Origin of the sequence: Vibrio pacinii DSM 19139 (assembly GCF_000711795.1) — a bacterium.
Classification (GTDB): domain Bacteria; phylum Pseudomonadota; class Gammaproteobacteria; order Enterobacterales; family Vibrionaceae; genus Vibrio; species Vibrio pacinii.
The window spans coordinates 259,021-282,392 of the sequence record NZ_KL543978.1 but is presented as its reverse complement, the minus strand read 5'-3'; the positions used below and the strand labels follow the sequence as shown (position 1 = coordinate 282,392).

Annotated in this window: 21 protein-coding genes and 1 tRNA gene; 18 read left to right on the top strand and 4 right to left on the bottom strand. The window is 42.8% G+C overall.

The genetic code is table 11. The features are described 5' to 3' along the window. The first annotated feature begins 142 nt into the window (after positions 1–142). The gene (ppnP, locus tag BS19_RS19275) at positions 143–427 is read left to right on the top strand and encodes a pyrimidine/purine nucleoside phosphorylase (protein ID WP_038177545.1); all 285 of its coding nucleotides are present in this window, start codon (positions 143–145) and stop codon (positions 425–427) included. A gap of 297 nt (positions 428–724) precedes the next feature. Next, on the top strand, positions 725–1,012 hold the full coding sequence (locus tag BS19_RS19270) for a hypothetical protein (protein ID WP_038177543.1): 288 nt from the start codon (positions 725–727) through the stop codon (positions 1,010–1,012). On the opposite strand, the gene BS19_RS19265 is transcribed toward BS19_RS19270, so the two are convergent. Continuing rightward, a complete protein-coding gene (locus BS19_RS19265) occupies positions 993–2,156 on the bottom strand; it encodes a GGDEF domain-containing protein (RefSeq protein ID WP_038177542.1) in 1,164 nt (387 codons plus the stop codon). The two genes, BS19_RS19270 and BS19_RS19265, sit on opposite strands and share 20 nt — an antisense overlap. Before the next feature lie 340 nt (positions 2,157–2,496). After that, a complete protein-coding gene (locus tag BS19_RS19260) occupies positions 2,497–3,576 on the bottom strand; it encodes a DUF3541 domain-containing protein (RefSeq protein WP_038177541.1) in 1,080 nt (359 codons plus the stop codon). A gap of 287 nt (positions 3,577–3,863) precedes the next feature. Here BS19_RS19260 and BS19_RS19255 point away from each other — a divergent pair, with 287 nt between their 5' ends. The 8 genes from BS19_RS19255 to gntR all read left to right on the top strand — a co-directional run bounded on the left by BS19_RS19255 (position 3,864) and on the right by gntR (position 12,129). Further along, positions 3,864–5,240 (top strand): diguanylate cyclase, encoded by a 1,377-nt coding sequence (locus tag BS19_RS19255; protein WP_038177540.1) that lies wholly within the window; start codon positions 3,864–3,866, stop codon positions 5,238–5,240. A 70-nt stretch (positions 5,241–5,310) separates the two neighbouring features. Continuing rightward, complete coding sequence (locus BS19_RS19250) at positions 5,311–5,745, top strand: Mpo1 family 2-hydroxy fatty acid dioxygenase (protein WP_038177538.1); 435 nt, start codon at positions 5,311–5,313, stop codon at positions 5,743–5,745. Positions 5,746–5,990: 245 nt separating this feature from the next. Further along, positions 5,991–7,007: a TRAP transporter substrate-binding protein gene (locus BS19_RS19245; protein ID WP_038177537.1), complete on the top strand. Its 1,017-nt coding sequence runs from the start codon at positions 5,991–5,993 to the stop codon at positions 7,005–7,007. A gap of 64 nt (positions 7,008–7,071) precedes the next feature. After that, a complete protein-coding gene (locus BS19_RS19240; RefSeq protein WP_038177536.1) occupies positions 7,072–7,629 on the top strand; it encodes a TRAP transporter small permease subunit in 558 nt (185 codons plus the stop codon). Further along, entirely contained in the window at positions 7,622–8,938 is a 1,317-nt protein-coding gene (locus tag BS19_RS19235) for a TRAP transporter large permease (protein ID WP_038177535.1), read from the top strand. The genes BS19_RS19240 and BS19_RS19235 overlap by 8 nt, the downstream gene beginning before the upstream one ends. A gap of 83 nt (positions 8,939–9,021) precedes the next feature. After that, positions 9,022–9,522, top strand: coding sequence for a gluconokinase (locus tag BS19_RS19230; RefSeq protein ID WP_038177534.1), 501 nt, complete (start codon positions 9,022–9,024; stop codon positions 9,520–9,522). Next, complete coding sequence (gene gndA, locus BS19_RS19225) at positions 9,519–11,012, top strand: NADP-dependent phosphogluconate dehydrogenase (protein WP_038177533.1); 1,494 nt, start codon at positions 9,519–9,521, stop codon at positions 11,010–11,012. Before BS19_RS19230 ends, gndA begins: the two co-directional genes overlap by 4 nt. A gap of 115 nt (positions 11,013–11,127) precedes the next feature. Further along, a complete protein-coding gene (gene gntR / locus BS19_RS19220; protein WP_084186076.1) occupies positions 11,128–12,129 on the top strand; it encodes a gluconate operon transcriptional repressor GntR in 1,002 nt (333 codons plus the stop codon). A gap of 265 nt (positions 12,130–12,394) precedes the next feature. On the opposite strand, the gene BS19_RS19215 is transcribed toward gntR, so the two are convergent. Next, complete coding sequence (locus BS19_RS19215; protein ID WP_038177532.1) at positions 12,395–13,921, bottom strand: DUF3612 domain-containing protein; 1,527 nt, start codon at positions 13,919–13,921, stop codon at positions 12,395–12,397. A gap of 162 nt (positions 13,922–14,083) precedes the next feature. On the opposite strand from BS19_RS19215, the gene BS19_RS19210 reads away from it, so the two are divergent. After that, on the top strand, positions 14,084–14,650 hold the full coding sequence (locus tag BS19_RS19210; protein WP_038177531.1) for an aldolase/citrate lyase/malate synthase family protein: 567 nt from the start codon (positions 14,084–14,086) through the stop codon (positions 14,648–14,650). Positions 14,651–14,704: 54 nt separating this feature from the next. Here BS19_RS19210 and BS19_RS19205 read toward each other — a convergent pair whose 3' ends face one another. Beyond that, complete coding sequence (locus BS19_RS19205) at positions 14,705–15,409, bottom strand: MaoC family dehydratase (RefSeq protein ID WP_038177529.1); 705 nt, start codon at positions 15,407–15,409, stop codon at positions 14,705–14,707. Between the two features lie 315 nt (positions 15,410–15,724). Here BS19_RS19205 and BS19_RS19200 point away from each other — a divergent pair. From BS19_RS19200 to BS19_RS19170, 7 genes are all read left to right on the top strand, one after another. Then, a tRNA-Ser gene (locus BS19_RS19200) sits at positions 15,725–15,815 on the top strand. An 88-nt stretch (positions 15,816–15,903) separates the two neighbouring features. Continuing rightward, complete coding sequence (locus BS19_RS19195) at positions 15,904–17,256, top strand: tyrosine-type recombinase/integrase (protein WP_038177528.1); 1,353 nt, start codon at positions 15,904–15,906, stop codon at positions 17,254–17,256. Positions 17,257–17,258: 2 nt separating this feature from the next. Next, the gene (locus tag BS19_RS19190; RefSeq protein WP_038177527.1) at positions 17,259–18,062 is read left to right on the top strand and encodes a hypothetical protein; all 804 of its coding nucleotides are present in this window, start codon (positions 17,259–17,261) and stop codon (positions 18,060–18,062) included. Between the two features lie 473 nt (positions 18,063–18,535). Beyond that, positions 18,536–19,816: a tyrosine-type recombinase/integrase gene (locus BS19_RS19185; RefSeq protein ID WP_245609313.1), complete on the top strand. Its 1,281-nt coding sequence runs from the start codon at positions 18,536–18,538 to the stop codon at positions 19,814–19,816. 2 nt (positions 19,817–19,818) lie between these two features. Then, on the top strand, positions 19,819–20,643 hold the full coding sequence (locus tag BS19_RS19180) for a hypothetical protein (protein WP_038177525.1): 825 nt from the start codon (positions 19,819–19,821) through the stop codon (positions 20,641–20,643). 153 nt (positions 20,644–20,796) lie between these two features. Further along, complete coding sequence (locus tag BS19_RS19175) at positions 20,797–21,384, top strand: hypothetical protein (RefSeq protein ID WP_038177524.1); 588 nt, start codon at positions 20,797–20,799, stop codon at positions 21,382–21,384. Next, entirely contained in the window at positions 21,375–23,198 is a 1,824-nt protein-coding gene (locus BS19_RS19170) for a relaxase family protein (RefSeq protein WP_051686581.1), read from the top strand. Before BS19_RS19175 ends, BS19_RS19170 begins: the two co-directional genes overlap by 10 nt. Positions 23,199–23,372 lie beyond the last annotated feature (174 nt).

Sequence of the window (23,372 nt, the reverse complement as noted above, 5' to 3'; positions counted from 1 at the left end):
CAATGCATTGTATTATTAATTTATATTGGTGTTTTGTATCAATGCAGTGTGTGGTTCAAGGTATAACAACAGATTGCTGACTGGGAATATTTGCGATAAAAGAAGCTACTAAACAATCGAATATGGATTCATGGAGGATGAAATGATTAACGCCAATAGCTATTTTGATGGGCAAGTACAATCGCTGGCTTTTAGTCAACAAGACGCAGAGTCTAGTGTTGGCGTAATGTTACCGGGTGAATACACCTTTGGCACCGTTGCACCTGAGCGTATGACTGTCATTAAGGGGGCGTTGACGGTTAAGTTAGCTCCAGACGGTGAGTGGGTCACATACCAAGCGGGCGAGTCATTCAACGTTGAGCGCGATGCTTCCTTTGATCTTCAAGTGACACAATCGACCGCCTACTTATGCGAATATTTGAGTTAATGACACTTCTCTTTATTCAACAAAAGCCGTGTTTAGCACGGCTTTTTGCCTATCAAATGAACAACCAGAACGGGAGTCAGGCAGCACGACGAGTTTTTCTATTAAGATAATCTGATTTAAATCATAGCATTAGTTCGTTTATGTGACTTGTTATTGTAATTGCGATTTGTATCAAAAGATGAGTTTTCTCATCGTAGGTTTCGGTTTTGTCGAACTGTTGTTCAGTTTTAATCAAAGTTACGTACAGCAGAGTTGACTATACTTAACTTATGACAGTCTATTCGCGAGGAGGTGGTTATGGCTATCGTTCCCAAACACAATGACTCCAGTAGTCGGTATGACCCGAGTCAGGATTTGACTGCCGATCAATTACATCGCTTTGGTAAGGCGGCACAAAAAGCGCAAAAGCGTCGTGAAGAACATGATGAAAAAGCGACGATCGCTTCTACGGCTAGGGCGGCGAGACGCGCAGCGTTGAGGCCAGTTATCCAACCTAAAAAAGATAAGCCTAATACAGTTCGCTATGCAGTTTGGATGATTGTTTTTATGGCCATTTCTCTTTGGGTCATGTACATGACCCGCTAACCTTTTTTATGGAAGTGACGCTTGCCAGTGGTTTAGGGTGTTTAAGTTCGAGGTGATCATTTCGATAAAATCGATATTGGTTTTTACCAGAATGTTTTGCCGCATACATGGCTTTATCTGCGCAGCGTGTCAATTCGGCAAGGTTTTCGGCATCTTCAGGGTAGAGCGCTACGCCCGCACTTATCGTCAGTTGGTTGATCCTCTCCGTAACCTGATACTCACTAGTAAACAAGCCACTGATACGTTGTAAAATGTTTTCCAGATCTTCGATGTTTTTCACATCGTATAATAACAGCACAAACTCATCTCCAGCGAAACGAGCAATCGAGTAATCATGCTCATTGGTTGAGCGATCTTTGTTCCTGATGTTGTTTTTGAGTCGGCTGGCAAAGTGCTTTAATACCCGGTCACCAACATCATGGCCATAGTTATCGTTGATCAATTTGAAGTTATCAATGTCTAAGAATACCAGCGCAGTGAGTGATTGACTGTTTTGACGCTCTTCAAGCTTGTCTATTGCCCAGTTCTCAAAGCTCCAACGATTGGCGAGCCCAGTCAGTTGGTCGATATAGGCGAGATCTTCGATCCCTTCTTTATACAGTACTTGTACGAAGGCCAACATTCTCGCGTAGTAGAAGGCGTAGATATTGCACAAGATAGACAGGGCAGACAGGCTGAGTAGAAAGCGTATTTCAGGCGTATCCATAGCTAGCGTAGCCCACTTAGCCGATATCAGGAAATAAGAGGTGGAGACACAAAAAAGTGAGCTAAGTGCCAGCCCTAATTTAAACGGATTAACGAAAATGAGTACGCAAGCGATAGGATAAAGCCACAACAGGCGCTGTGTAATATTGTCACCATTGGTGAGAAACAGCATGGCGTGGAGTATCAGTATCGTGCTGAGAATGATATTTGAATAAATAGGTTGTGTGGCGCGTAGCAGATAAATGATGTTTAGCACTAAGATGACTGAAGAGAAAAGATTAAGTTGACCGAGAAAGTAATCCTGTTGGGTAAAACGAACCACACTGTAAAGCGCGAGATAAAAAACACCCACCACAGAGCAAAGCATGACAATATTACGCTTACGCGTTGATTTCATGTCAGCCATTTCTTTGATTTTCTGCCCTGCAAATCGTGGCATACTGATAGTTTCCTCGATACGAAATCCCTCAAGCAAAGTCTAGATGAAAAAAGAAAGTCTGAACCAAGAAAAAGAAATAGAGATATTGTGTTTATGCCTTCAATTATGCGTATTAATGCTTATTCTTTTTTGTCATGACAGAAAAAATTGTTATTGATAATGATCTAACGGTTTGTATTTTAAAAAGTAAAAGTACTCGCATTGGTTTGTTGTCAGTTGTGATAAGGTCGTGATTGCGGTCAATAAGCTATGAATAAGCAGATGCTTATAAATAAATGTTCTAATTATTTAGCATTAGTTAACTTGTTGCGGGTTAGTTCCTTGTGCTGAATAAAATCACTCAATGTGATTTGATAGCAACAAGGCCATAAGGCAGATTAGAAAACACACTAGGATCGCTTTCTAAAGTAGGGGCATGATTGACTGACTGCCAGTCAAGTAACATGATCGCTAATACGTTGCGATGTTCGCCATATTTAAGATCAAAGTCACCAGAAACTGAAGGTATCATGCCCTTATCTCTATCAATAGCGCGTTGAATTACTTGACGGGTTTTTTCAACGACAGGGTCTTGATCTAACCCAGCGAGAAGAAAGCTAATTCCTACTTCAGCAATCACATCTTCTTTTGCTCGCAGTAATATAGTGTCGATATTGTTGCGTAAATAATCGTAAATCCACTGGTATTGCTTTTCATCAACTTGATGCTGATAGTACGCAGAGTCGGCGAAGATAATGTGGGTTAAACCGTAGATCTTATTGCCGTACTGTTGGGCACTTAAGCTTTTATCTTTATCATCGGGGTACGCGTGTCTGAACGCTTCAATAAAGGGCTCTACAACATCTTGCTCGCCCAGTTGGCGCAGCCAAAAGACTTGGTTTGCCAGTTGCGCGGCCCAAGCTTTGATCATCTCTTGATCTGTCGCGTATCGACCAAAGTCATATCGGCGAATCACTTCGCGTAATTTTTTATCTTGTTGGTGCTTTAGGCCGTACTCGTTAGCACGAGCCATCGAACCCAGTAGATCTACGCCCAGGTAAATGTATTCAGGTGTGTGCTTGGTGACGGCATATCGACGCTGACTTCGCTCATCATTGTCGTTTGCGTAACTTGCTAGTCGTCTATTTGCATAGAGAAGTATTTGCTCTGGTGTATTCACCTCTGCGGCGAAGCGGTTGAGTCGACTCGCAACTCGCGCCATGTCGGTCCAGACTGCCGCTGAGTATTTAGGGTCAAGGGTTTGACGATACATGCGTAAACCATAATGGCCTTCTTTAAACGCTGGCAATGTATACAGTTGGCGCTCGTAGGTATTACGAATCAGATCCGCAGAAGCTGCGAAGCTGTCTGTTTGAGTCGTGGCAGACACAGAACAGCTAACAACAATACCCAACAATAACCGAACAAGCGTTCGACGCATAATAATGACCTTCGACTATAATCAACCATAATAAACACGTTAATGTAACTGTTATTGGTGCTCTGAATGTGAGCGAGGAGTCAGCGATGGGTGAATATTGCTTGATTGCATCTATTCAACAAGTCACCTGTGATTATTAATAAATTTATCGATTAAACGGTGAATTTATTATTGAACTAATGTATTTTTATACAATAACTATAAATTTTAACATTTATTTTGGCGTGGGTAGGTGAAGTGGTTTCATCAACAAAGATTGCACGCATTGCACGATATGTGGGGGAAGAATGGCCTATCGCCTAGGCAAGCATTACTTTATTAAGAGCTTGTTTTTGATTTCATTGGTTTTTTCTATAGGCTTGGTTGAATCTCTTGACCGAAGTCAAAAGTCCTTTCTACGTGACAGCTTATTGGCGAAGGCGAAAGAAGAGCTCTCTATCGTGCGTTCTGAATTAGAAACAGCAATCGTGTCTGATGTTTATGTTGCCAACAGTCTTTCTGCTTTAGTGGCGTCAGATACTGATTTCGAGTTCTCTGGTTGGGCACTGATTGCCTCAACGGTTTTACGCAAAAGCCGTCATGTTGAGCTAATTGGATTAGCACCTAATGACGTCATTGAACATATTTATCCACTCCAAGGTAATGAGCAAGCCCTTGGGCTCGATTATCGAACCATTCCCGAACAATGGCGAACCATTAAAAAAGCGCAGCAGATCCAAGAGATCTTTATTGCAGGGCCGGTTGACCTCGTTCAAGGCGGGCGAGCCTTGATTGCTCGATTGCCAATTTTTACCGATCCTCCCTACAACACAAGGTATTGGGGTGTGTGCAGTCTGGTGATATCACTGCAGTCGCTGTTTACTGATGCCGGTATCGCCTCGTTTGAGTTCAGTCATAACCTAGCGATACGTGGTACTGACAGTAAAGGGATGGATGGTGAGCTTTTTTATGGCTTACAATCGACGTTTGATGATGCGTTTGCGATTGAATCTGTCCATTTTCCCTATGGCAGTTGGGTTGTTGCTGCATCAGCGAAGCAAGATCTACTATCGAATAGTTCTTGGTATCGTGTGCACGTGGTGCGTTTAATCGGTTATCCAATGATTGCTTTGTTAATCGCGGCATTTGCGATGACTTATCGATTGTTCTTAACCGCTAGTAAGCGTTCACTGCAAGATGAACTGACTCATCTGCCCAATCGACGTTACTTTATGTTCACCCTTAGTGAGCATTTTGATGCAATAAAAAAAGGTTCTGGATCCGAGTCTTTTGCGATATTAAATATAGACTTGGATGAGTTCAAAACTATCAATGATACCTATGGTCATTCGGCTGGTGATAAAGTGCTGATTGCGACTGCTGAGCGATTAAGAAGCGTATTGCGCACCTCTGATGTTGTTGCTCGTTTGGGAGGCGATGAGTTCTTAATATTATTGCCGAGAATCGAAAAGGTCGAAGATATTGATATTATTAACCTCGCGCTACAAAAAGCGATTTGCCAAACGCCAGTGATTTATGAACATTATCTAATTAATCTTAAGGTCAGTGTGGGTTATGCCGTCTATCAAGATGATTTTACTGATATTGATGAAATGCTGAAGTTAGCAGATAAGCGTATGTATCAAGAAAAGCATCGTCGTAAACACAAAAATATCACAGATTGATGCCCTGTCGCAGCAGGTTTGCCAAACTCATGCTATAGAAATGATAGATAACATTTTTAGGTGATGGCGTATGAAAGACCTTGCTCAATGGTTGGCTGAATATGGCGAAAGTCATCAAAATCCACTCAATCAAACCATCCATAAGATCGCGGTGCCTGGGATTTTTTTATCTGTGGTGGGCCTTATCTGGTCAATTCCAGAGCTTCAACTCTATGGTTTTACCCTAAACTGGGTGTGGGTAACTGCGATACCTGTGATGGTATTTTATTATCGTTTATCGCTGAGCGTGTTCTTAATGATGCTTGGTTTTACGCTTGCTTGCATCTCGCTAATTTGGTCGCTAGAACTGCTTCAGGTATCAGTATTGTTAGTTTGTTTGCTTCTGTTTTCTGTGTTGTGGTTGCTTCAATTTATTGGCCATAAAATCGAAGGTAGGAAACCATCATTTTTTGCGGATGTGCAGTTTTTGCTTATTGGTCCTATCTGGGTATTTCGTAAACGTTAGTCTTAAGTTCAGCGCTACCTGACTCATAGTCTTTTGGTGTGGGCTGATTCACACTTCCTCTTTTTATTGTTAAATGTTGTCATAACACATTAAATAAATGTGATTCATGTCTCTGCAAACGCTTGCTTGTTACCGGTAACATTGCTCCTTAAGTTACCGGTAACATAAGAATTATACCCGGTAGCCTATCTAAGAGTCACTCTGACTTGATTGGATAACTGAAACAAAACAAGGATACCCTTACTATGAAAGCAATGACCAAAACTCTGCTTGCTGCCTCTATCACTGGTCTCTTTTCCGTCTCTGCCTTAGCAGCTGACTTCAATCTAAAAATTCAATCTTCTGATCCGTCGGGAGATTTGAACTATAAAGTTCAACAAAATTGGGCAGAGCGCGTCGAGACAATGTCTAACGGACGTATCGAGATTGACTTGCTGCCTGTCGGTTCGGTAGTCAAGCATACTGAAACGTTAGGTGCCATCAAAATGGGTATCCTTGATGGCCAAGTGACAGCCACGGGTTACTTTTCGGGGAAAGATCCAGCGTTTGGCTTGATTGGCAATATGGTTGGTGCTTGGTCTGATACTACCCAACTACTGCAATATATGAACTATGGCGGTGGTAATGAGCTCATGACCGAACTTTATGCGCCTTACGGTGTGAAGTTTGTTGGCGCGTCGACTACGGGTGTTGAGTCCTTTATCTCGAAAAAACCAATTGATGGTGTCGATGATCTGAAAGGTCTTAAACTGCGCGCCCCTGAAGGGTTGGTGCAGCAAGTTTTTGCAGCGGCGGGCGCAACCCCAGTAAACCTGCCTGGTTCAGAAGTTTTTACTGGCTTAAGTAAAGGTGTCATCGATGCTGCAGATTACACGGTGTTTTCAACCAACCAAAAAGCAGGCATGAATGACATCGCAACTCACCCAGTACAGCCAGGCTTTCACTCTTTGCCCTTGATTGATATCTCTATATCACAGAAGAAGTGGGACAAAATGCCAGCTGATCTGCAGACTATTTTGCAAACCTCGGTACGTGATTTCTCTTACGACATGACTACGCAGCTAAAAATGGCGGACATGGCCGCAGTAAAAGAAGCGCAAGCTAATCCAGAGATCACGATTCACAATTGGTCGGACGTAGAGCGTAAGAAATTCCGTGAAATCGCGAAAACACAATGGAAGGTATTTGCTGAGCGTTCTCCAAATGCACAAAAAGTGTATGACTCTGTCACTCGCTTCCTAGAAACCAACGGCCTACTGTAATTTCTTACGCCCTTGTCTCGCTTCTCGTAGGAGGGTTATGCCCTCCTAATTTTTGGGATTTTTTATGAATGATAACACGCCTCACTCCACCCGAGAGCCCGAAGAACAGCCAAGAAATGTTCTTGATCGTGCGATTATTAAAATCAGTAACCTACTCAGCTGGTTCTTTATTTTTACGGTGCTGATTTCATTTTATGAAGTGGTGATGCGCTACGCATTTGATGCTCCTACCACTTGGGTTCACGAGACCGCCTCGTTTATTGGTGGTTCGCTATTCATTGTTGGTGGTATTTACGCGTTTGCAGCCAATAGGCATGTCCGAGTGGTGTTGATATACGACGCTGTCTCCCATCAGACGCGCAAATACCTCAATATGGTTCATCATATTGTCGGTTTGGCTTTTGCTGGCATGTTGGCCTATGCCTCTTATTCTCTTGCTAAAGAAGCTTGGTTTACGCCATGGGGCGAACTCAGGCTCGAAACTTCGGGTTCTGTGCTCAACGCACCATACCCAGCTTTGCTCAAAGGACTGATTTTTGTCGTCCTATGTATTCTCGTTGTCCAATATGTATTGCACCTAATCCAAGAGATTGCTGGGCTAAGGAATAATGACGATGTTTGATTTATCTTCAATCGGCCTAGCATGGGGCAGTATCCTAATGCTGGTAATGATGATCGCTTTGTTGCTAACAGGGATGCAGCTCGCTTTTGTGACCGGTTTTGTTGCGATCTTTTTTACCCTGTTTTGGTTTGGCCCTGATGCCGTGCCCCTGATTGCTAGTCGTACTTACAGTTTTGCCTCTGGTTATGTCTTTTTAGCGGTGCCGATGTTTGTCTTGATGGCCGCGCTGCTCGATCGCTCAGGCATTGCCAAAGATCTGTTTGATGCAATGAAATCCGTCGGGCGTAAAGTCCGTGGTGGTGTAGCCGTACAGACTCTTTTGGTGGCGGTATTGTTGGCATCAATGTCAGGGGTTATTGGGGGAGAAACCGTACTGCTTGGTATTTTAGCCTTGCCGCAAATGCTGAGATTGGGTTACGACCGAAAGTTGGCGATTGGTACCACGTGTGCAGGCGGCGCACTGGGAACGATGTTACCGCCAAGTATTGTACTTATTATCTATGGCATGACCGCGAGCGTTTCGATTGGTGATTTGTTCAAAGCCTCGTTTCTTCCGGCGTTTATTCTCGCAGGCTTCTACATCGCTTATGTGCTTATTCGTTGTAAGTTAAACCCTGCGTTGGCACCGATTCCAAGTGACAGTGACGAAGAAGACGAACCTCAAGTCAGTTACTTCAAGGCGTTGTTCTTCCCGTTGCTCTCAGTCGCCGTGGTACTAGGCAGTATTTATACTGGTATCGCCTCTGTCACCGAAGCCTCTGCATTGGGCGTCGTTGGTATCATGATTTCTGCGATTATCCGCGGAGAAATGAGTCTCAACATGCTTAAAGAGAGTGCTATCGCAACGATGCGAACGTGCGGAATGATCATGTGGATTGGTATTGGTGCGAGTGCACTGGTGGGCATTTATAACTTGATGGGCGGCATCGATTTTGTCGAGGAAGTTATTTTAAGTCTAAGTGGTGGCAGTGCGATGGGTACTTTGCTGATCATGATGGTGATTTTGCTTGTGCTCGGCATGTTCCTTGACTGGGTCGGCGTGGCACTTCTTACGATGCCAATCTTTGTCCCCATTATTACTGGCCTTGGATTTGACCCGGTTTGGTTTGGTGTTGTTTTCTGCCTTAACATGCAGGTCTCTTTTCTCTCGCCACCCTTTGGACCAGCCGCTTTCTATCTTAAATCAGTGGCTCCAAAAGATATCAGCTTGGGAGAAATCTTTACGTCGCTCTTACCATTCATCGCTTTGCAGGTGTTGGTCTTGAGCCTAGTGATTATCTTCCCAGATCTAGCGATGTGGTGGAAGTAAGCGCTTCCAAACAAAATGAAACGTTATTTAGTTGGAATTCACAGCCTTCGCATCAGCCACAAGGCTAAGGATAGTATTGTCCAATGAAAGCAAAAAAAATAGTAGTGATGGGTGTATCAGGCTGTGGTAAAAGCTTGATCGGCAGCGAAATTGCAAAAGCCCTAGCGTTACCTTTTTACGATGGTGATGACTACCATCCCGAGGCTAATGTCGAGAAAATGCGTCAGGGTATACCGCTGACCGATGAGGATCGTAGTGGGTGGTTACAAACGCTCAATCGTATTTATACCGATAACGACGCGGCAGTGATCGCTTGTTCTGCGCTCAAACCCGAATATCGTCAGGTGCTTCGTCACAATAACCCCGAGTTGGTGATTGTTTATCTTAAAGGCGACTTCGATACCATTTGGGCTCGTCATCAAAAGCGCGCCAATCATTATTTTAACGGTGAGTCGATGCTACGCAGCCAGTTCGAGGCTCTTGTTGAGCCGAGTTGTGATGAAGCACTGCATATCGATATTTCATTGCCGATTGAAGGTGTGCTTCAGCAAGCACTGCAAGCGATTAAGGAGCGTCAAGGATGAGTCAGTCCAATATTGCGATGATAGGCTTAGGTGTTATGGGCAAAAGCTTGGCGCTGAACCTGATTGACCATGGGTTTGATGTCTCGGGTTTTGATGTCAATCCGGTTCATCGTGACAAAGCCATTGCAGAAGCTGCGTTGGTGAGCCAAAAAGACCATAAAGGACGATTTATCGCCTTAACGTCTTTGAGCGATTTATTGGCAAGCCTTGAGACACCGAGGGTGATCGCCTTATCGGTTCCTGCTGGGGAAATTGTTGATAACGTCATTGATGATTTACTAAACGCCGGTTTAGCCAAGCAAGATATTGTCATCGATACTGGCAATAGCTTATGGACAGATAGTGAACGTCGAGAGCAGCAATATCAGGGTAAATTGCGTTTTTTCAGTACCGCAGTGTCTGGAGGTGAAGTTGGCGCTCGAACTGGGCCGTCACTGATGGCTAGCGGCGAGCAATCAGCTTGGCAATATATTAAGCCTATGTGGTTAGCCATTGCGGCGAAAGTTGATAGTAATGGGCTTGCTGTGGGGCCGTTTGAAAGCGGTGAAGCATGCGCGGCCTATTTGGGGCCCGCTGGTGCAGGTCATTACGTCAAGATGGTGCATAACGGGATTGAATACGCCGATATGCAGTTGATATGTGAGGCGTATCATTTCATGGCGCAGGCGCTGAGACTAAGTGCTGCTGAGATTGGGCAGATATTCGGCCAGTGGAATCAAGGTGTGCTGAATAGCTACTTAATGGAAATTAGTGCTGAAATATTGCAAACAAGCGATCCCATTACCAATAAGCCATTGGTTGAGGTTGTGCTTGATAAAGCAGGGCAGAAGGGAACCGGGCTTTGGACGGCCGTAAATGCGCTTCAAGCCGGTGTACCCGCACCGACAATCGCGCAGGCCGTGTTTGCCCGCGCGCAAAGTGGCCAAAAAGCATTACGTTTGCAAGCGGAACAGCAGTTGAACACGCCACTCAAGCAAGTCAACTTCTCTGACGTTGATGCTATTTTGATACAACTGCATGATGCGCTGTTTTGTGCCAAAGTGACGGCCTATGCGCAAGGCTTTGATCTACTTAAAACTACCTCATGTACTGAACGTTGGGCATTGGACTACGCCAACATCGCCAAGATCTGGCGAGCGGGTTGTATAATTCGAGCGCACTTCTTACAAGATATCACCAAGGCGTATCAAAATGACCCGGAGTTAGATAACTTACTGCTAGCACAAGACTTTGCCACTCAAATAGAGGCTAAATCTTCCGGCTGGCGCTCAACGGTAGCCAATGCGGCGATGTCGGGAGTGCCAATGCCAGCAATAAGTTCGGCGCTGAGCTATTTTGATTCATTGCGCAGTGGTGTTCTACCGGCGAATTTGCTTCAAGCGCAACGAGACTACTTTGGGGCTCATGGCTATTCTCGGCTTGATGATGCCGAATCGAATCGTTATCACCTAACCTGGAGTGATAACGAAAAACGTCAAATTTTACAATAAAATCAGCGCTCACCGACATGTGAGCGCTTTTTTGTTATCTAAACCAATAAAAGTTATTCTCGATGCAGGTACTATGTTACCAGTAACACAACATATCGATGATAAGAAAACCGTCATGGCCAACAAGAAAAAAAGACCGACATTACAGGATATAGCCGATAGAGTCGGTGTGACAAAAATGACTGTAAGTCGTTGTTTACGCGATCCTTCGCAAGTATCGGATGCATTGAAAGAAAAAATTAACCAAGCCGTTGAAGACCTCGGTTACATCCCGAATCGCGCCCCTGATATCCTTTCGAACGCCAAGTCAAATGCGATTGGTGTATTGGTCCCGTCTCTAACTAACCAAGTTTTTGCCGAAGTGATTCGAGGTATAGAGTCAGTGACGACGCCTGCAGGCTATCAAACCATGATTGCTCACTACAGCTACAGCACCGAGCTAGAGGAGCAAAGTATCGCTTCACTGCTCTCTTACAATGTTGACGCAATTATTTTATCTGAGAACATTCATACTCAGAAAGCACGTAAAATGCTCAAAACGGCGTCTATCCCTGTGATTGAGATTATGGATAGTTACTCACCTCGTATTGAACAAGCGGTGGGCTTTGATAATGGCCAAGCATCACTAGATATGACCAAAGCTCTTCAAGCGAAAGGACGCAAGCGAGTCGCATACTTTGCTGCGCGTATGGATGAACGTACTCGGCTTAAATTACAAGGCTATCGGCGTGCGGTTGAGCAAGTTGGGCAGTTGCCGATCAGTTTACAAACTGAAGAAGCATCATCATTTACCTTGGGAGCGAAGCTTTTAGGTCAGTTACTTGAGTTGCACCCAGATGTGGATGGGATTGTTTGTACTAATGATGATTTAGCGATTGGGGCATTGTATGAGTGTCAGCGACGTGGAATCAAGGTGCCGGAACAAATGGCCATTGCAGGGTTCCACGGTCACGATATTAGCCAAGCAATGATACCGAGATTAGCGACGGTCGTTACACCTCGTGAAGAGATCGGCCGTGTAGCAGCCAGTCAATTAATTGAGCGGCTAAAGGGCGCTGATAGTTGGCAAGCCAGTATTGATCTTGGTTATCAGATCGAGTGTGGAGAGAGTATTTAAATTGCAATATGCAATGACGAATATTTGCATTTTGCACTGAATTGCAACATGAAAAAGTATTATGCGCCTAGTTTTTGTGAAATGGACGGTTTTTTGTGCAAAATAGACACTATACAGTGCTTTGAAAGTTGGCACGCTAAATGCTTAATATTAGTTGACCCTTATTAAGCCGAGGGTCACCTAGCCAACTGACGTTGTTAGTGAACCTATTTTGTTCACAAATATATATAGCCAATCACGATTGTTGTGATTGGCTTTTTTTCTATTAAGCGCCCGAGTCTTGGCAGCCGTTATAGCAACTAGGTTTTCTTGGGCATACTGCACCTCTTGAACAAATCACTCTGGCATCAGACTGAATACCTCGCTCTATCCAATTAATATTGAGAATTTTTGCAACGGTGGTGAATTCTTTCTGCATATGACGAGGAATAGGCGCACTGCCCCCATTGCCGACACACAGCGCTTTTAACTCTTCAGCTAATTCCAGTGAGTTTCCACCCTGAGCATCGATCGCTGGGTTTAAATCTATCCCGGCACACAGGACACGATTGTTTCCGGCAGGATCGGTCATGTTAACGGATTCACAGCAGTATATTCTTGGCTCATCACCCACATTAAGAATGGATATCTGGGCGGAGCTTCCCTGTTGTGGCTCAGAAAGACGACGAAAAACGGCCCAGTGCTGACAAGGATCATTCACTTTACGCATATTCCCCCAAGGAAGCGGAATGCCATTACCACGGTAGACGGCTTTGAGTTTGTTCTGCCCATACGCATCAAAATAATGCCAGTGTGGGTAAGGGGATACGACGGTCATGCGACGCATAGCGACAGAAGGAGACACTCCAGCCTTTTGGTGCACATCAATTTCATAGCCACTGCGGTCAAGCAATTGCCTAAACGGGACTTTAGGGCAGAGTAGGGCTCCGGCGAAAAAACTCGACTCAAAATCACGCCACGCTTGCAAAATATCTTGTGAGTTTAGCTCTGATGTTGGCGTTGCTTGATCGTATTCTTCCCAGCTATTGGCATGGCCAACGGAAAGCACACTCTTTAACCCTTCTTTACTGTGCAATACGCAGTGACCTATATAGACAGATAAATCGTATTTGAGCCGAGTAGGGTAGTGCTTAAGGACTTCATTGAGAAATATCGTACCGGGTGGCTCAAAAAATGAGGTAACCACTTGTTTGGCGCTAACACCAAGTTCATCAACCACATCTTTCGGTGGACGTGAAATCCAACGTATCGTTAATCCCAAACTACGCGCGATGTCCATGAGATCTTCTGCTGAGAGATTGAGTCGTTTCAGCCCGACTTCTTCGGCCGCGCGCTCAAGATCGGGAAAGTGATTTTGATTGCTCTCTTGGTGAGCGCGGATCAACAGATGAGCAAATTGGCGGCCAGTAATACCCGTTTGCGATAACATCTCGGGAATGGCGATTTGTAAGATGTCATTAGAAAACAAGAAACTCGGCTCTAGAGCCATGCCGCTGATGCCACCGCGGTTGCCTTTATCTGGGGTGATGTCAGCTTGCTCTGGTTCATCATCTAAAAACCAAGACGGATCCTTTTGGAAAACTTCAGCGATGACTTCCAACATATCAATACTAGGCACTCGTTTTCCGCGCTCGATCATCGAGAGGTAGGAGACCGAAGGTGCATATTCTGGGCTGACTCTAATGCAACGCGCAGAGAGATCCTCCATGGTTAAATGGTTGCGTTTCCTAAGATTTCGTATCTTAGTCCCTAAAAAATGAGATTGACGAATTAAGCTTTTTGACACGGCCATTTTGTAAAATTCACACTGTAAAATTTTTGTTGTGAAATTGTAGTCAAAAATTCACTAGTATACAAAGTAAGCAAAGTCACAAATTAGCAAAACAGTTAAATGCCAATTTGGAATATTTGCTCTAGGACTTAAAAGTTGTGCAATATCCGCGAGGGAAACGCTATGAACATGCTGACATTCGATAAGACTGAAATCCAAAAACAAAATAAGCCATTTATCGCTGAAGCAGTCTTCGCGGTAGAAACAAGCCAAGCGATGGAAAAACAAGTAAAAGCCAAACAGTTGCTTGATCGCCTGTTTCCGTTAGAGAACGGCTCGCACAAAGAAGTTACCGCTTACGTTATCGACTACCGCCACGTGATGGCATATTTCAAAGATGGTAGCCACAGTGGCTTAAAGCATCCAAAGCACTTTGTGGCTTACACGGGTGAAAAGGAAGATCCAGAATCTATCTTGTTCCGTGATGGTACAGGTAGCCATGTTGAGGTGACATTTGGCTATCACAAAGGGACAGGTTGTATTGAGTTAATTGACATTGAAGACATTCAATTGGAAACATGCACCACATTCCCGCAAGAGATGGCCGAAATGGCAGCAATGCGCCACTGGATCAGCCTAGTGAAAGGGGATGCGCAAGGCAAACCGAGAGCATGTAAAGAAGAGAAAGAATACACGGCTAAAAATGGTGAGGATTATCCATTGGGATGCTGCTACACCGTTGGGCAATAATCTAAGGCAAATAAAAAGGATACCGCGAGGTATCCTTTTTTATTGTTTTAATATTTAGAAATGCAGTTGAATCACTGACGTAATCACGGCCCCTGGGCGACGAATACCTTCAATTTCAACCTTGATTTCGCGCTCTATTTCTAAGCCTTTACGAATTGGAGTAACTTTAGCTAAGGTGCTCACTGCACGTATTTTATCACCGGGTTTAACGGGATATGGAAAGCGTACCTGATTTAAACCAATATTGACGACCATCTTAGCGGTAGGAAATAGGTTATTGTCTGGATCTACGCTGTCAGTCAACTTAGGCAACAAAGCTAGGGTTAAAAAACCGTGTGCAATCGTCGTTTTAAAAGGAGACTCAGTTTCAGCACGCTCTGGATCGGTATGGATCCACTGCATGTCTTCAGTAACTTGACCAAATTGGTTAATACGTTCTTGAGAAATACCCAACCAATCGCCAGTATGAATCACTTGGCCGATTTGTTGTTGCAACTCTAGATAGACTTTTTGCGCTTCTGGCTTGAGTTCAAACGGTTTTGGCTGCGTAGTTTTGGGCTGATCAACTGGGAGTTGTATCTCGTCGTTGACTGCAGGTGCATTGAAATCACGTAGACGCGTAAACAAGTGGCGGTTATGAGCCTTGTTGACAATTTCTCCCCAGTATTCGCGTACAGTAGGGGTCATCCACTGCATAAATTCTGAATGCTGTTTAGAGTTTGTATCACCACGATGTTTAAATAAGTCTGCGACTTTCATAAAACCTCAGTTCTAAGCAAAATTACTCGGTTAATACGCTAATTTTGATACAGTTCACACTGTTGTGCAATTGTTTTCGAGCGTACAAGTGTTAACTGAACACTGTTTTATTCAATTAAATCATGCGGTTAAAAATAAAACACTATTTTATTGAATGCATAGAGCTAAAGTTGTTTGTGGATCTTTTTTAACAATGATTTAAACAAGAAGGAAACGGCCATGCCAATAACTGCTTATAATCTAAACACTTAAACTAGGTTGTATGAATTTTTGCTTTACAACTCTAGGGGTTGAACCTAATATACCTACCGCAACGGAGAGATGGCTGAGTGGTTGAAAGCACCGGTCTTGAAAACCGGCGTACGTTAATAGCGTACCTAGGGTTCAAATCCCTATCTCTCCGCCATTTTTCTTACGCATTAAGCCCTTGATTTTCAAGGGCTTTTTCGTATCTACAGTACTGCAAATCACTTTCATGACAATGAGGTGAGACAATGTACTTACAAAAAGCGCCCAATGGCGTATATCAAACCCGCATTTGCATCCCTAAACCACTACGTGAGTTTGGTTATCCTTTCGATATCAAAGTTAGTCTTTTAACTAAAGAGCGCTCAGAAGCAATAGAGCGCAATTTTAAAATGGCTTCTTGCATTAAAGGAGCACTGAGCCTGATCGACCATAGTCAACCTCCTCTTTTTTCATCGTTTAAAGCAACACTCGATAAGAGAATTGAGACTCTACGCTTCTCATTTACGTCGACTGCTAGTCAATCTTATTCAAAGATATTTGAAGTACCGCCAGAGCTTATGGAGCACTTCCAAAGTGACATATATACTGACTTACCAAGTGAAGTTGACTTAACAAATCTTGAAGAAACTGAACCTGATATTAAAAGCGTTCCGACTAACGTGATTCCTTTTTCGAAATTGCTTGAGCGATTTCTAGAAAGTAAGAAGAAGCGCAATGTGCGTCAGTTAACTGTTCATCAGCTCAATCAGCGTATTTCTCACTGTATCAACTTTCTTGAAACACAAAATGTGAATCGCAATACAGTCTGCATCTCTGACTTAGAAGACTATATTGACCTACTCTATTCCGAATCACGCTCATCAAAAACTAATAAAGATTACTTTTCAGCTGTAAAACAGTTTTTCAAATGGCTGAAATCAAAGAAGTATATTCTAGAAAACCCAACGGAAGATCTCAATCCGAAGTTCAAAAGCCAAAAACACGTTAGTGAACAGCGTGATCGTTGGACTGATGAAGAACTCTCTCAACTAATTCAAAGTGCTGAATTCGTTCATGCATCATTAGATTTTCAATGGATAAGCAAGTTACAACTCTTTCATGGACTGCGAACGGGAGAAGCATGCCAGCTCTATATACAAGATATCGTTCTTAACACAAAAATTCCGCACCTTAAAATAACGGATCAGTCAAAAGATCAACACTTAAAAAACGAGCATGCTGTTCGTTCTGTTCCACTACATCCCTCTATCCATGAAGACTTCGTTCTTTTCTATAAAAGTCGCCTTCATAAAGGTAACGCCCCTTTGTTCAATTACCCTCCGCTTGGAAAAGATAAAGATTGGACAAAAACATATCGCACCCAGTTCGGAAAGCTACAAACGAAGCTAGGTATGCCTGCGGGTGAGCGCCCTACGGCATATGGACTGCGCCACACATTCATTGATGTTCTTAAAGAGCAGGATGTTCCAGAACATAGCGCAGCCGAGGTTGTTGGTCATACCAACCCTAATATGACTTTCGGGCGATATGGGAAGAAACATAAATTAGAGAAATTGCTTGAAATCGTTAGCACGTTTCAAATGAATCTGGAGGGGTAATTATGCAAGAACTCAGTCAATCACTACGCAAATCGATAGTTTTAGCTATCGAAGAAGGTGCTGCTTACCGAGAGCAACTCGATCTATCTCGCTTTTTAGCAATGGGAGTAACAATAGAGCAGATTCACCTCATTGATACAACAATATCTCACCTACGGCTCCATCCGTACTTAAACCAACACGATTTTGAATCCAAGCATGGTGTTCAAAAAGTGCGCCTTACAATTGGCAACTTAGACAACTTCAAAGCACTTCTTCATTTAGAGGAATATACTTATCGCGACTGGTTAAAATCCAATAGCCTAACTGAAGATGAACCACTTTGTTTACCGTACATAGTGTATCAATATTTCTATGATGAAATTCGTCGTGATTTTATGGACGGTGCTCTTCTTGTTGAAAATTTGCAAGTGCAGTTAGGGGCTAAGCAAGTCTCGCACTTAAGGTTCAGATGCGGGACTACTGTGCGTATCCCTGCCGACGAATTTGAGTTGATGATGCTGATTTTGATTTCTAGGTATGGGCGATACACGGGATTCAAAATAAACTTTGCTGATTCGATATTAACGCTTACAAATCAATGTGAATCAGTAGATATAGAGGTTCGTTTGTATACATCCTCCGTTTCTGGCAAGGCTATACATGCAATATCGTTAATAGACGATCTTCCTGTAGATCATAAACGTCGAAACAGTAAACCCATCGCTTTAATCGAAGAGTTAGCGATTCGTCATCAAAATAACTTCAATGGTGAACTTTTGGGCATGCTAGATTTTCTTGGAGAGGCGAAAAATGATGACGAATAAAGATTGCTCACCAAAGCTGACACTCGAAATCACGTAAAAAGCACTCCGACAAAAGTGAGTAGCCTCCGTGTTGCTTGGTGAGAACGGCACTGTAACCCTAATATTTATTCTTCTATGAACCCCATAAGACGTAGTGTAGTTATTTGCACTATGTCTTTTTTTTGTGATCAAAATCACGTTTATTGTATTTAAAGGTAAACGTTGGCACCTTGCAAGGACAGAAAATGCGATGAGTTAGTTAGCACTCACACTTATAAATATCAATAAGTTACGCTATGAAAAATATTCTAGAAATGAATATTTTTCTTTATTATACATGCACTTACACAAAAGTTAACGATGTGTGGCTATTGTGTAAAAACAGACATTGTGGTTTGATAATAAGCAAATAAACCAAAAGACCATTAGAAACATAATAAGGCTCCGACAGAAGAGCTGCCCCTTTAATGGCCTGTAACTTTATAGGTCGAAAAATGAATCCTACGAAAAAAAATCACAAATCGCCTCGCCTGAAATCTCGAATTAAAAAAGCTCGGAAAGGCACTCGCAAGTCTAACATTTCATTAAACAAAGATGATTACCCGCTAAGCTCAGTCGCCCAGGCTGTTTGTCATGAGCTAAATACCAAAGAGCCTGTTGTTGCCGAATCAACACTGAATGGAATGAAGACTCACGGTCGACATATCATCAGATATTTAGGAGCAAAGCTCCTTTCTGAACTCACCATTGAAGATATTGATAATCTTAAAACTACCCTCCTAGGACTGGGGAAAAAGGGTAAGGTTATTAACGGTTGTTACACTATCTTGCGAGCTGTTTGCTCTAAAGCCTGCTTGTCTGAACATCAGAAAAACGACTTAATGGAAGGTATCAAAAACCTGAAAGTTGTTAGCGATGATCCTTTTCCCTTAACCGAAGACGAAGTTCGTCAATTATTGTTGACTGATACCGACAATGAGATGGCAAAAGACATGGCCTCTTTTGCCATTCTAACGGCATTACGTATCAGCGAACTCATTTGTACTTGCTGGGAAAATATCGAGTTTTATACAGAAGAAGGAATTGAAAAATGTCGACTATACGTTGACTTAGCAAAACCTCTAAACAAGTACAAAGTAACTAAAACAGAAGAGTCTGAACGAACAATTGAGTTATCGGCAGAAGCCGCTCAATTACTCCGTAAAGTCGAACGACTAACGGGTGACAAAGCTCCAATAACTATTGACGTTGTACAACGAGATAACATCACAGTTAAACGAGAAAAACGCAGGTTTGTTTTTTTTAATGAGCAAACTGGTCACCCGTGGTTAAACCCCAAGCAATTCGCAAAACAGTTTTTTACTGGGTTTCTCCAAGAAGCTGGCGTAGCACATCGAGGCCCAAACCAATTGCGGCATACGGGAGCGTCGATACCTTTTAATCGTGGAGTCAGTGTCGCATGGATTGCAGAGTTACTTGGGCATCGAGATGTCAGCATTGTAGAAAAGCATTACGCGAAACGTAATAAAGTGAGCTTGAAGAAAGAGCAAGTTAAAGCAGATAGAACAGTAGCAGAACTATTTAAAACAACAGATGAAAATAGCATTGTCGTATCTAATGACATTGTTGAAATTAAGCAAGCAGCGCAGCCCATCGCCAGTGATGACAAAGCATTTATACAAAACTTACTCGAACTGGCACGTGCTGCAAAGAGTGACAAACACAGAGAGCAAATCTACAAAATTATCGATGATACGCTTAAAGGTGGACAGTAATTATGAATACTACTTTGTCTTCCTCTCTTCCTGCCTTACTCGGTCAGGAAGAAAGTCTTGTATTGCTCCGTGAAAGATTTTCCGCTGAACTGGAAAAACAAGGCTACTCAACAGAAAAAGGTAAAACCATTGACGACTATGCCTCAGCATTTAGCGATTTAAACACAGCACCAGCTTCAATAAAAGCACTGCAAAAACTTGTTGGCGGTGATTTTGGAAGAGTATCCATCGCTTTCAAAATACTAAGGAAAGCCACAAAACCAACTCCTATAGTTCGTAACAAAGCGCTGTGGTTTGTAGATTCTGAGCAGCGACTGATTTCTGCGCTTCAAGCCGAAATGTCCATCGTCTGGCAGGCGTTTGATAGTGAAGTGCAGCAGCTCGTTAGCGCACATACACAAGAATCTCTTAAGCAAATTGATGAATTAGAAAAAGAAAACAAAGAGCTTGTAGAGTTCATTGACGAATTGCAAAAACAGCATCGGGAAACTAATTCACTGAGTCAAAAGTGCAGTGAGCTAGAAAACAAACTTGCTCAATCAGAGCAAGTTGTTTCGGACTACCGCGCTAGAGTTGACCAACAGCAGAAAAAGCTCGATACGTTACTTTTGGTAAGTCAGGAGCTTTTTGTTGAACGCGCTCGTGCGAAAATGTTAGACGAGCATATCGCTTCATTAACTCGCGATAAAGAACGCTTACAAGAACACAACACAAAACTCATTGAAAGTCTCACTTCCAGTCATCCCGATTGGTATTTTGGCGATTTGAGTGATGCAGATCCCAGCTTATCAGAAGAATTCCATGTCGACGACGGTGTGGAAAATTGATGTAAAAGCTAAAGAGCAAGGTTACCCCAACCCCGTATGAAGTTTCATCGGGTTGGGAGTCTAAGCGGCTGCTTAGTATCGCTTGGGCTGCGCCCAAACCCCTGAAAAAACTGGCCAATAAACAGAATTAGACCTATCAAAGTAGGCGAATTTATGATTAAAAAATACAAGAAAAAACAGATAGAAGAGCACTATCTTAACAACCCGAAGCTCACCGAAATATTTGAAGAAAAGCTTGAGCACTGTGTTGAGCACAACATTAAAATCAGCAAAAACCGTTTGAAGAAAGATACTGGTTTAAATTCCTCTGAAGTTGATGCGCTTTATCATCATTATTGTGAAGCAAAGAGTACTCGTATAGAAATGAACTGTACGCTCTTAGATAAAAAGATCTGGAAATACAAAGCTGAGCAAGCAGGAAAAACGGTGTCTCAGATTGCTTCTGAATCACTGCATAAAACAAGAATTATCGTTCCATTCGCAGAGCAGACAAGAAAAGAGATGTTAGGCGTAATCCATGAACGTGTACGTTTCAATTCTCTGCTTAATCAGACCGTCAAGTGGTGTAACACTCATAAATCTGGAGTGGAAGCAGTTCAAATCTTGCTAGAGCTTAACCAGCTCAACAAAGCATTTGAGCAGCACGATCTTCGAGTAATGAATATTCTAGCCAATCCACAGGTTGACCATAAATACCGAGTCGCAAAAGTAGATCCATTATCGGTGGAATTATGGCAGTAATTTCATTTTTCCGAACCAGTGGTGTTGGGCAATCTGATCCACACGCTGCAACTAACTACCTGTATGGTCCTTTATGTAGTCTCACGGATGACCAAAAGAAAGAGTACAGCACTGCATACCAATTACGGAAGTTAGCGAGAGAAGCGAACGATATACAAACAGAGTGGGAGTGCGACTACATACTCCAGCAACAAAAAGGAAAACGCAGAGAGCCACCCCCAGAATCAATTAACGGGAACCGAAAAGCTGTGGAATATGCAATTGAGCATAACCCACATAAACACAAATACGTCAGCGGTGTTATTGCTCATGCGTTTGAAGATACAGAGAAGTTGCAAGCCAATCCAGAGATTGAAGCAGAGTGGCGGGAATTGTTTGAAGAGTTGTGCTTTGCTGGTTTCCCTAAAGATGAGCAACTAATCGACTGGGTGCGTCACACGCACCAAGGCAATATTGAAAACCACTTTTTGATACCGAGAATTCACCTTGCAACAGGATTTTCCTTCAACCCTGCGCCACCTGGGCATGAACAAGACTTCAATCTACTGCGGGATTACTTAAATCTTAAGCATGATTTAGTGAGCCCTCTCGATTCTCTCCATAAACGGCTTACACAAGACGGTAACAGCTTTGACAAGCGACACAAGCTAAAGAAAGCAATCAATGTCTGGATTAAAGACATGATTACTAGCAATCGAGTAAACAGCCGTGCCGACATTATACAAGCACTAAGTAGCGATAAGTTTAAAGAAAAAGTCGGGGTTACCCATGTTAGTGAATCGAGCAACTTCGTCCGTTTGCACTTTAAAGATAAAAAGAACGTGCGTCTCTATGGTTTTGTGTTTACTGAGCAGTTTCGTTCTAGAGACTCCTTAACCCAGTCCAGTGAGCCATTACAAAGCAAACAAAGTCGACTGGAGGAGCTAAAAGACCAACTCGATAAAGCGATTATTAAACGAGCTAACTACAACAACAAACGTTACGGATTACACAAAAGTAAGCCTGAATTCAATGTGAGCAAAGCGCATTATTTACCTTTGAACTCTCGTTGGACAGCTACGCCATCTTTTTACATATCGCAACCTCAGGTTAATTTTGCACAAATGCCTGAGTTCAACCCATCCCTAAAAGGGTTTGAGATGGTTAAGCAAATTGAAGAAAGAAAAGCATTAGCAGAACGAAATGCAAAGTTAGCGCTAGAGCAGTATCACGAGCAACAAAAAAGGTTTATCCAAGAATGGATGAGTTTTCTACTGGCTGGAAAAATAGAATATGAGCGACATCGAGAAACAATTAGCTTCACAAATTACGTCATTGACGAAGAATCAGCAGATTTCAAACGAGCATTTGCTCGCTATGGTCGAGACACAGAACGAGTTTTACCTGAACACGATAAAAGAAATTCAAGAACAGTATCAATACGAACGCAGAACAATCCTAAACGACATTATTCAGACCAATCAACTCATGACCCAAGAGTACCAAGCCTCAGTAGAGAGCTTGAAAGGGCTATCAGCAGTGTCAAACGAAGTATCCGTATCCACGAGACAGCAAATCAAGAAATTGGAACATCGCTTGCACATGCTGGAAAGCTGGCAGAAAGACAGCGGGACAGCTATCTCGAACTTGGTCGAGCTTTTGAAGTTATAGCAACAGAGCCTGAGCTGAAAACAAAACTGAAAAATACGCTAGCTAAAAACGAAGAGAAAATGCGACGGGATAATGAGCACGATACGTTACAGCGAGTACTTGATAATCTTGAAGACAAAAAGAAAAATGTTATGAACAGCCCTACTAACAATCGAAATAATTAATTAGTTAAAGTAATAGTAAATTTTTACCATTGAATTACTTATCATTTAAATACAGCAGCTTAATTATTGACCTATCTAAATTCATTAGAGTTCATGATAAATTAATGAAAAGTTTTTCTTATGGTTCGAGAGTCCAATTTTCCTCATCACTCGTGAGCGATTAACACTGCTTAG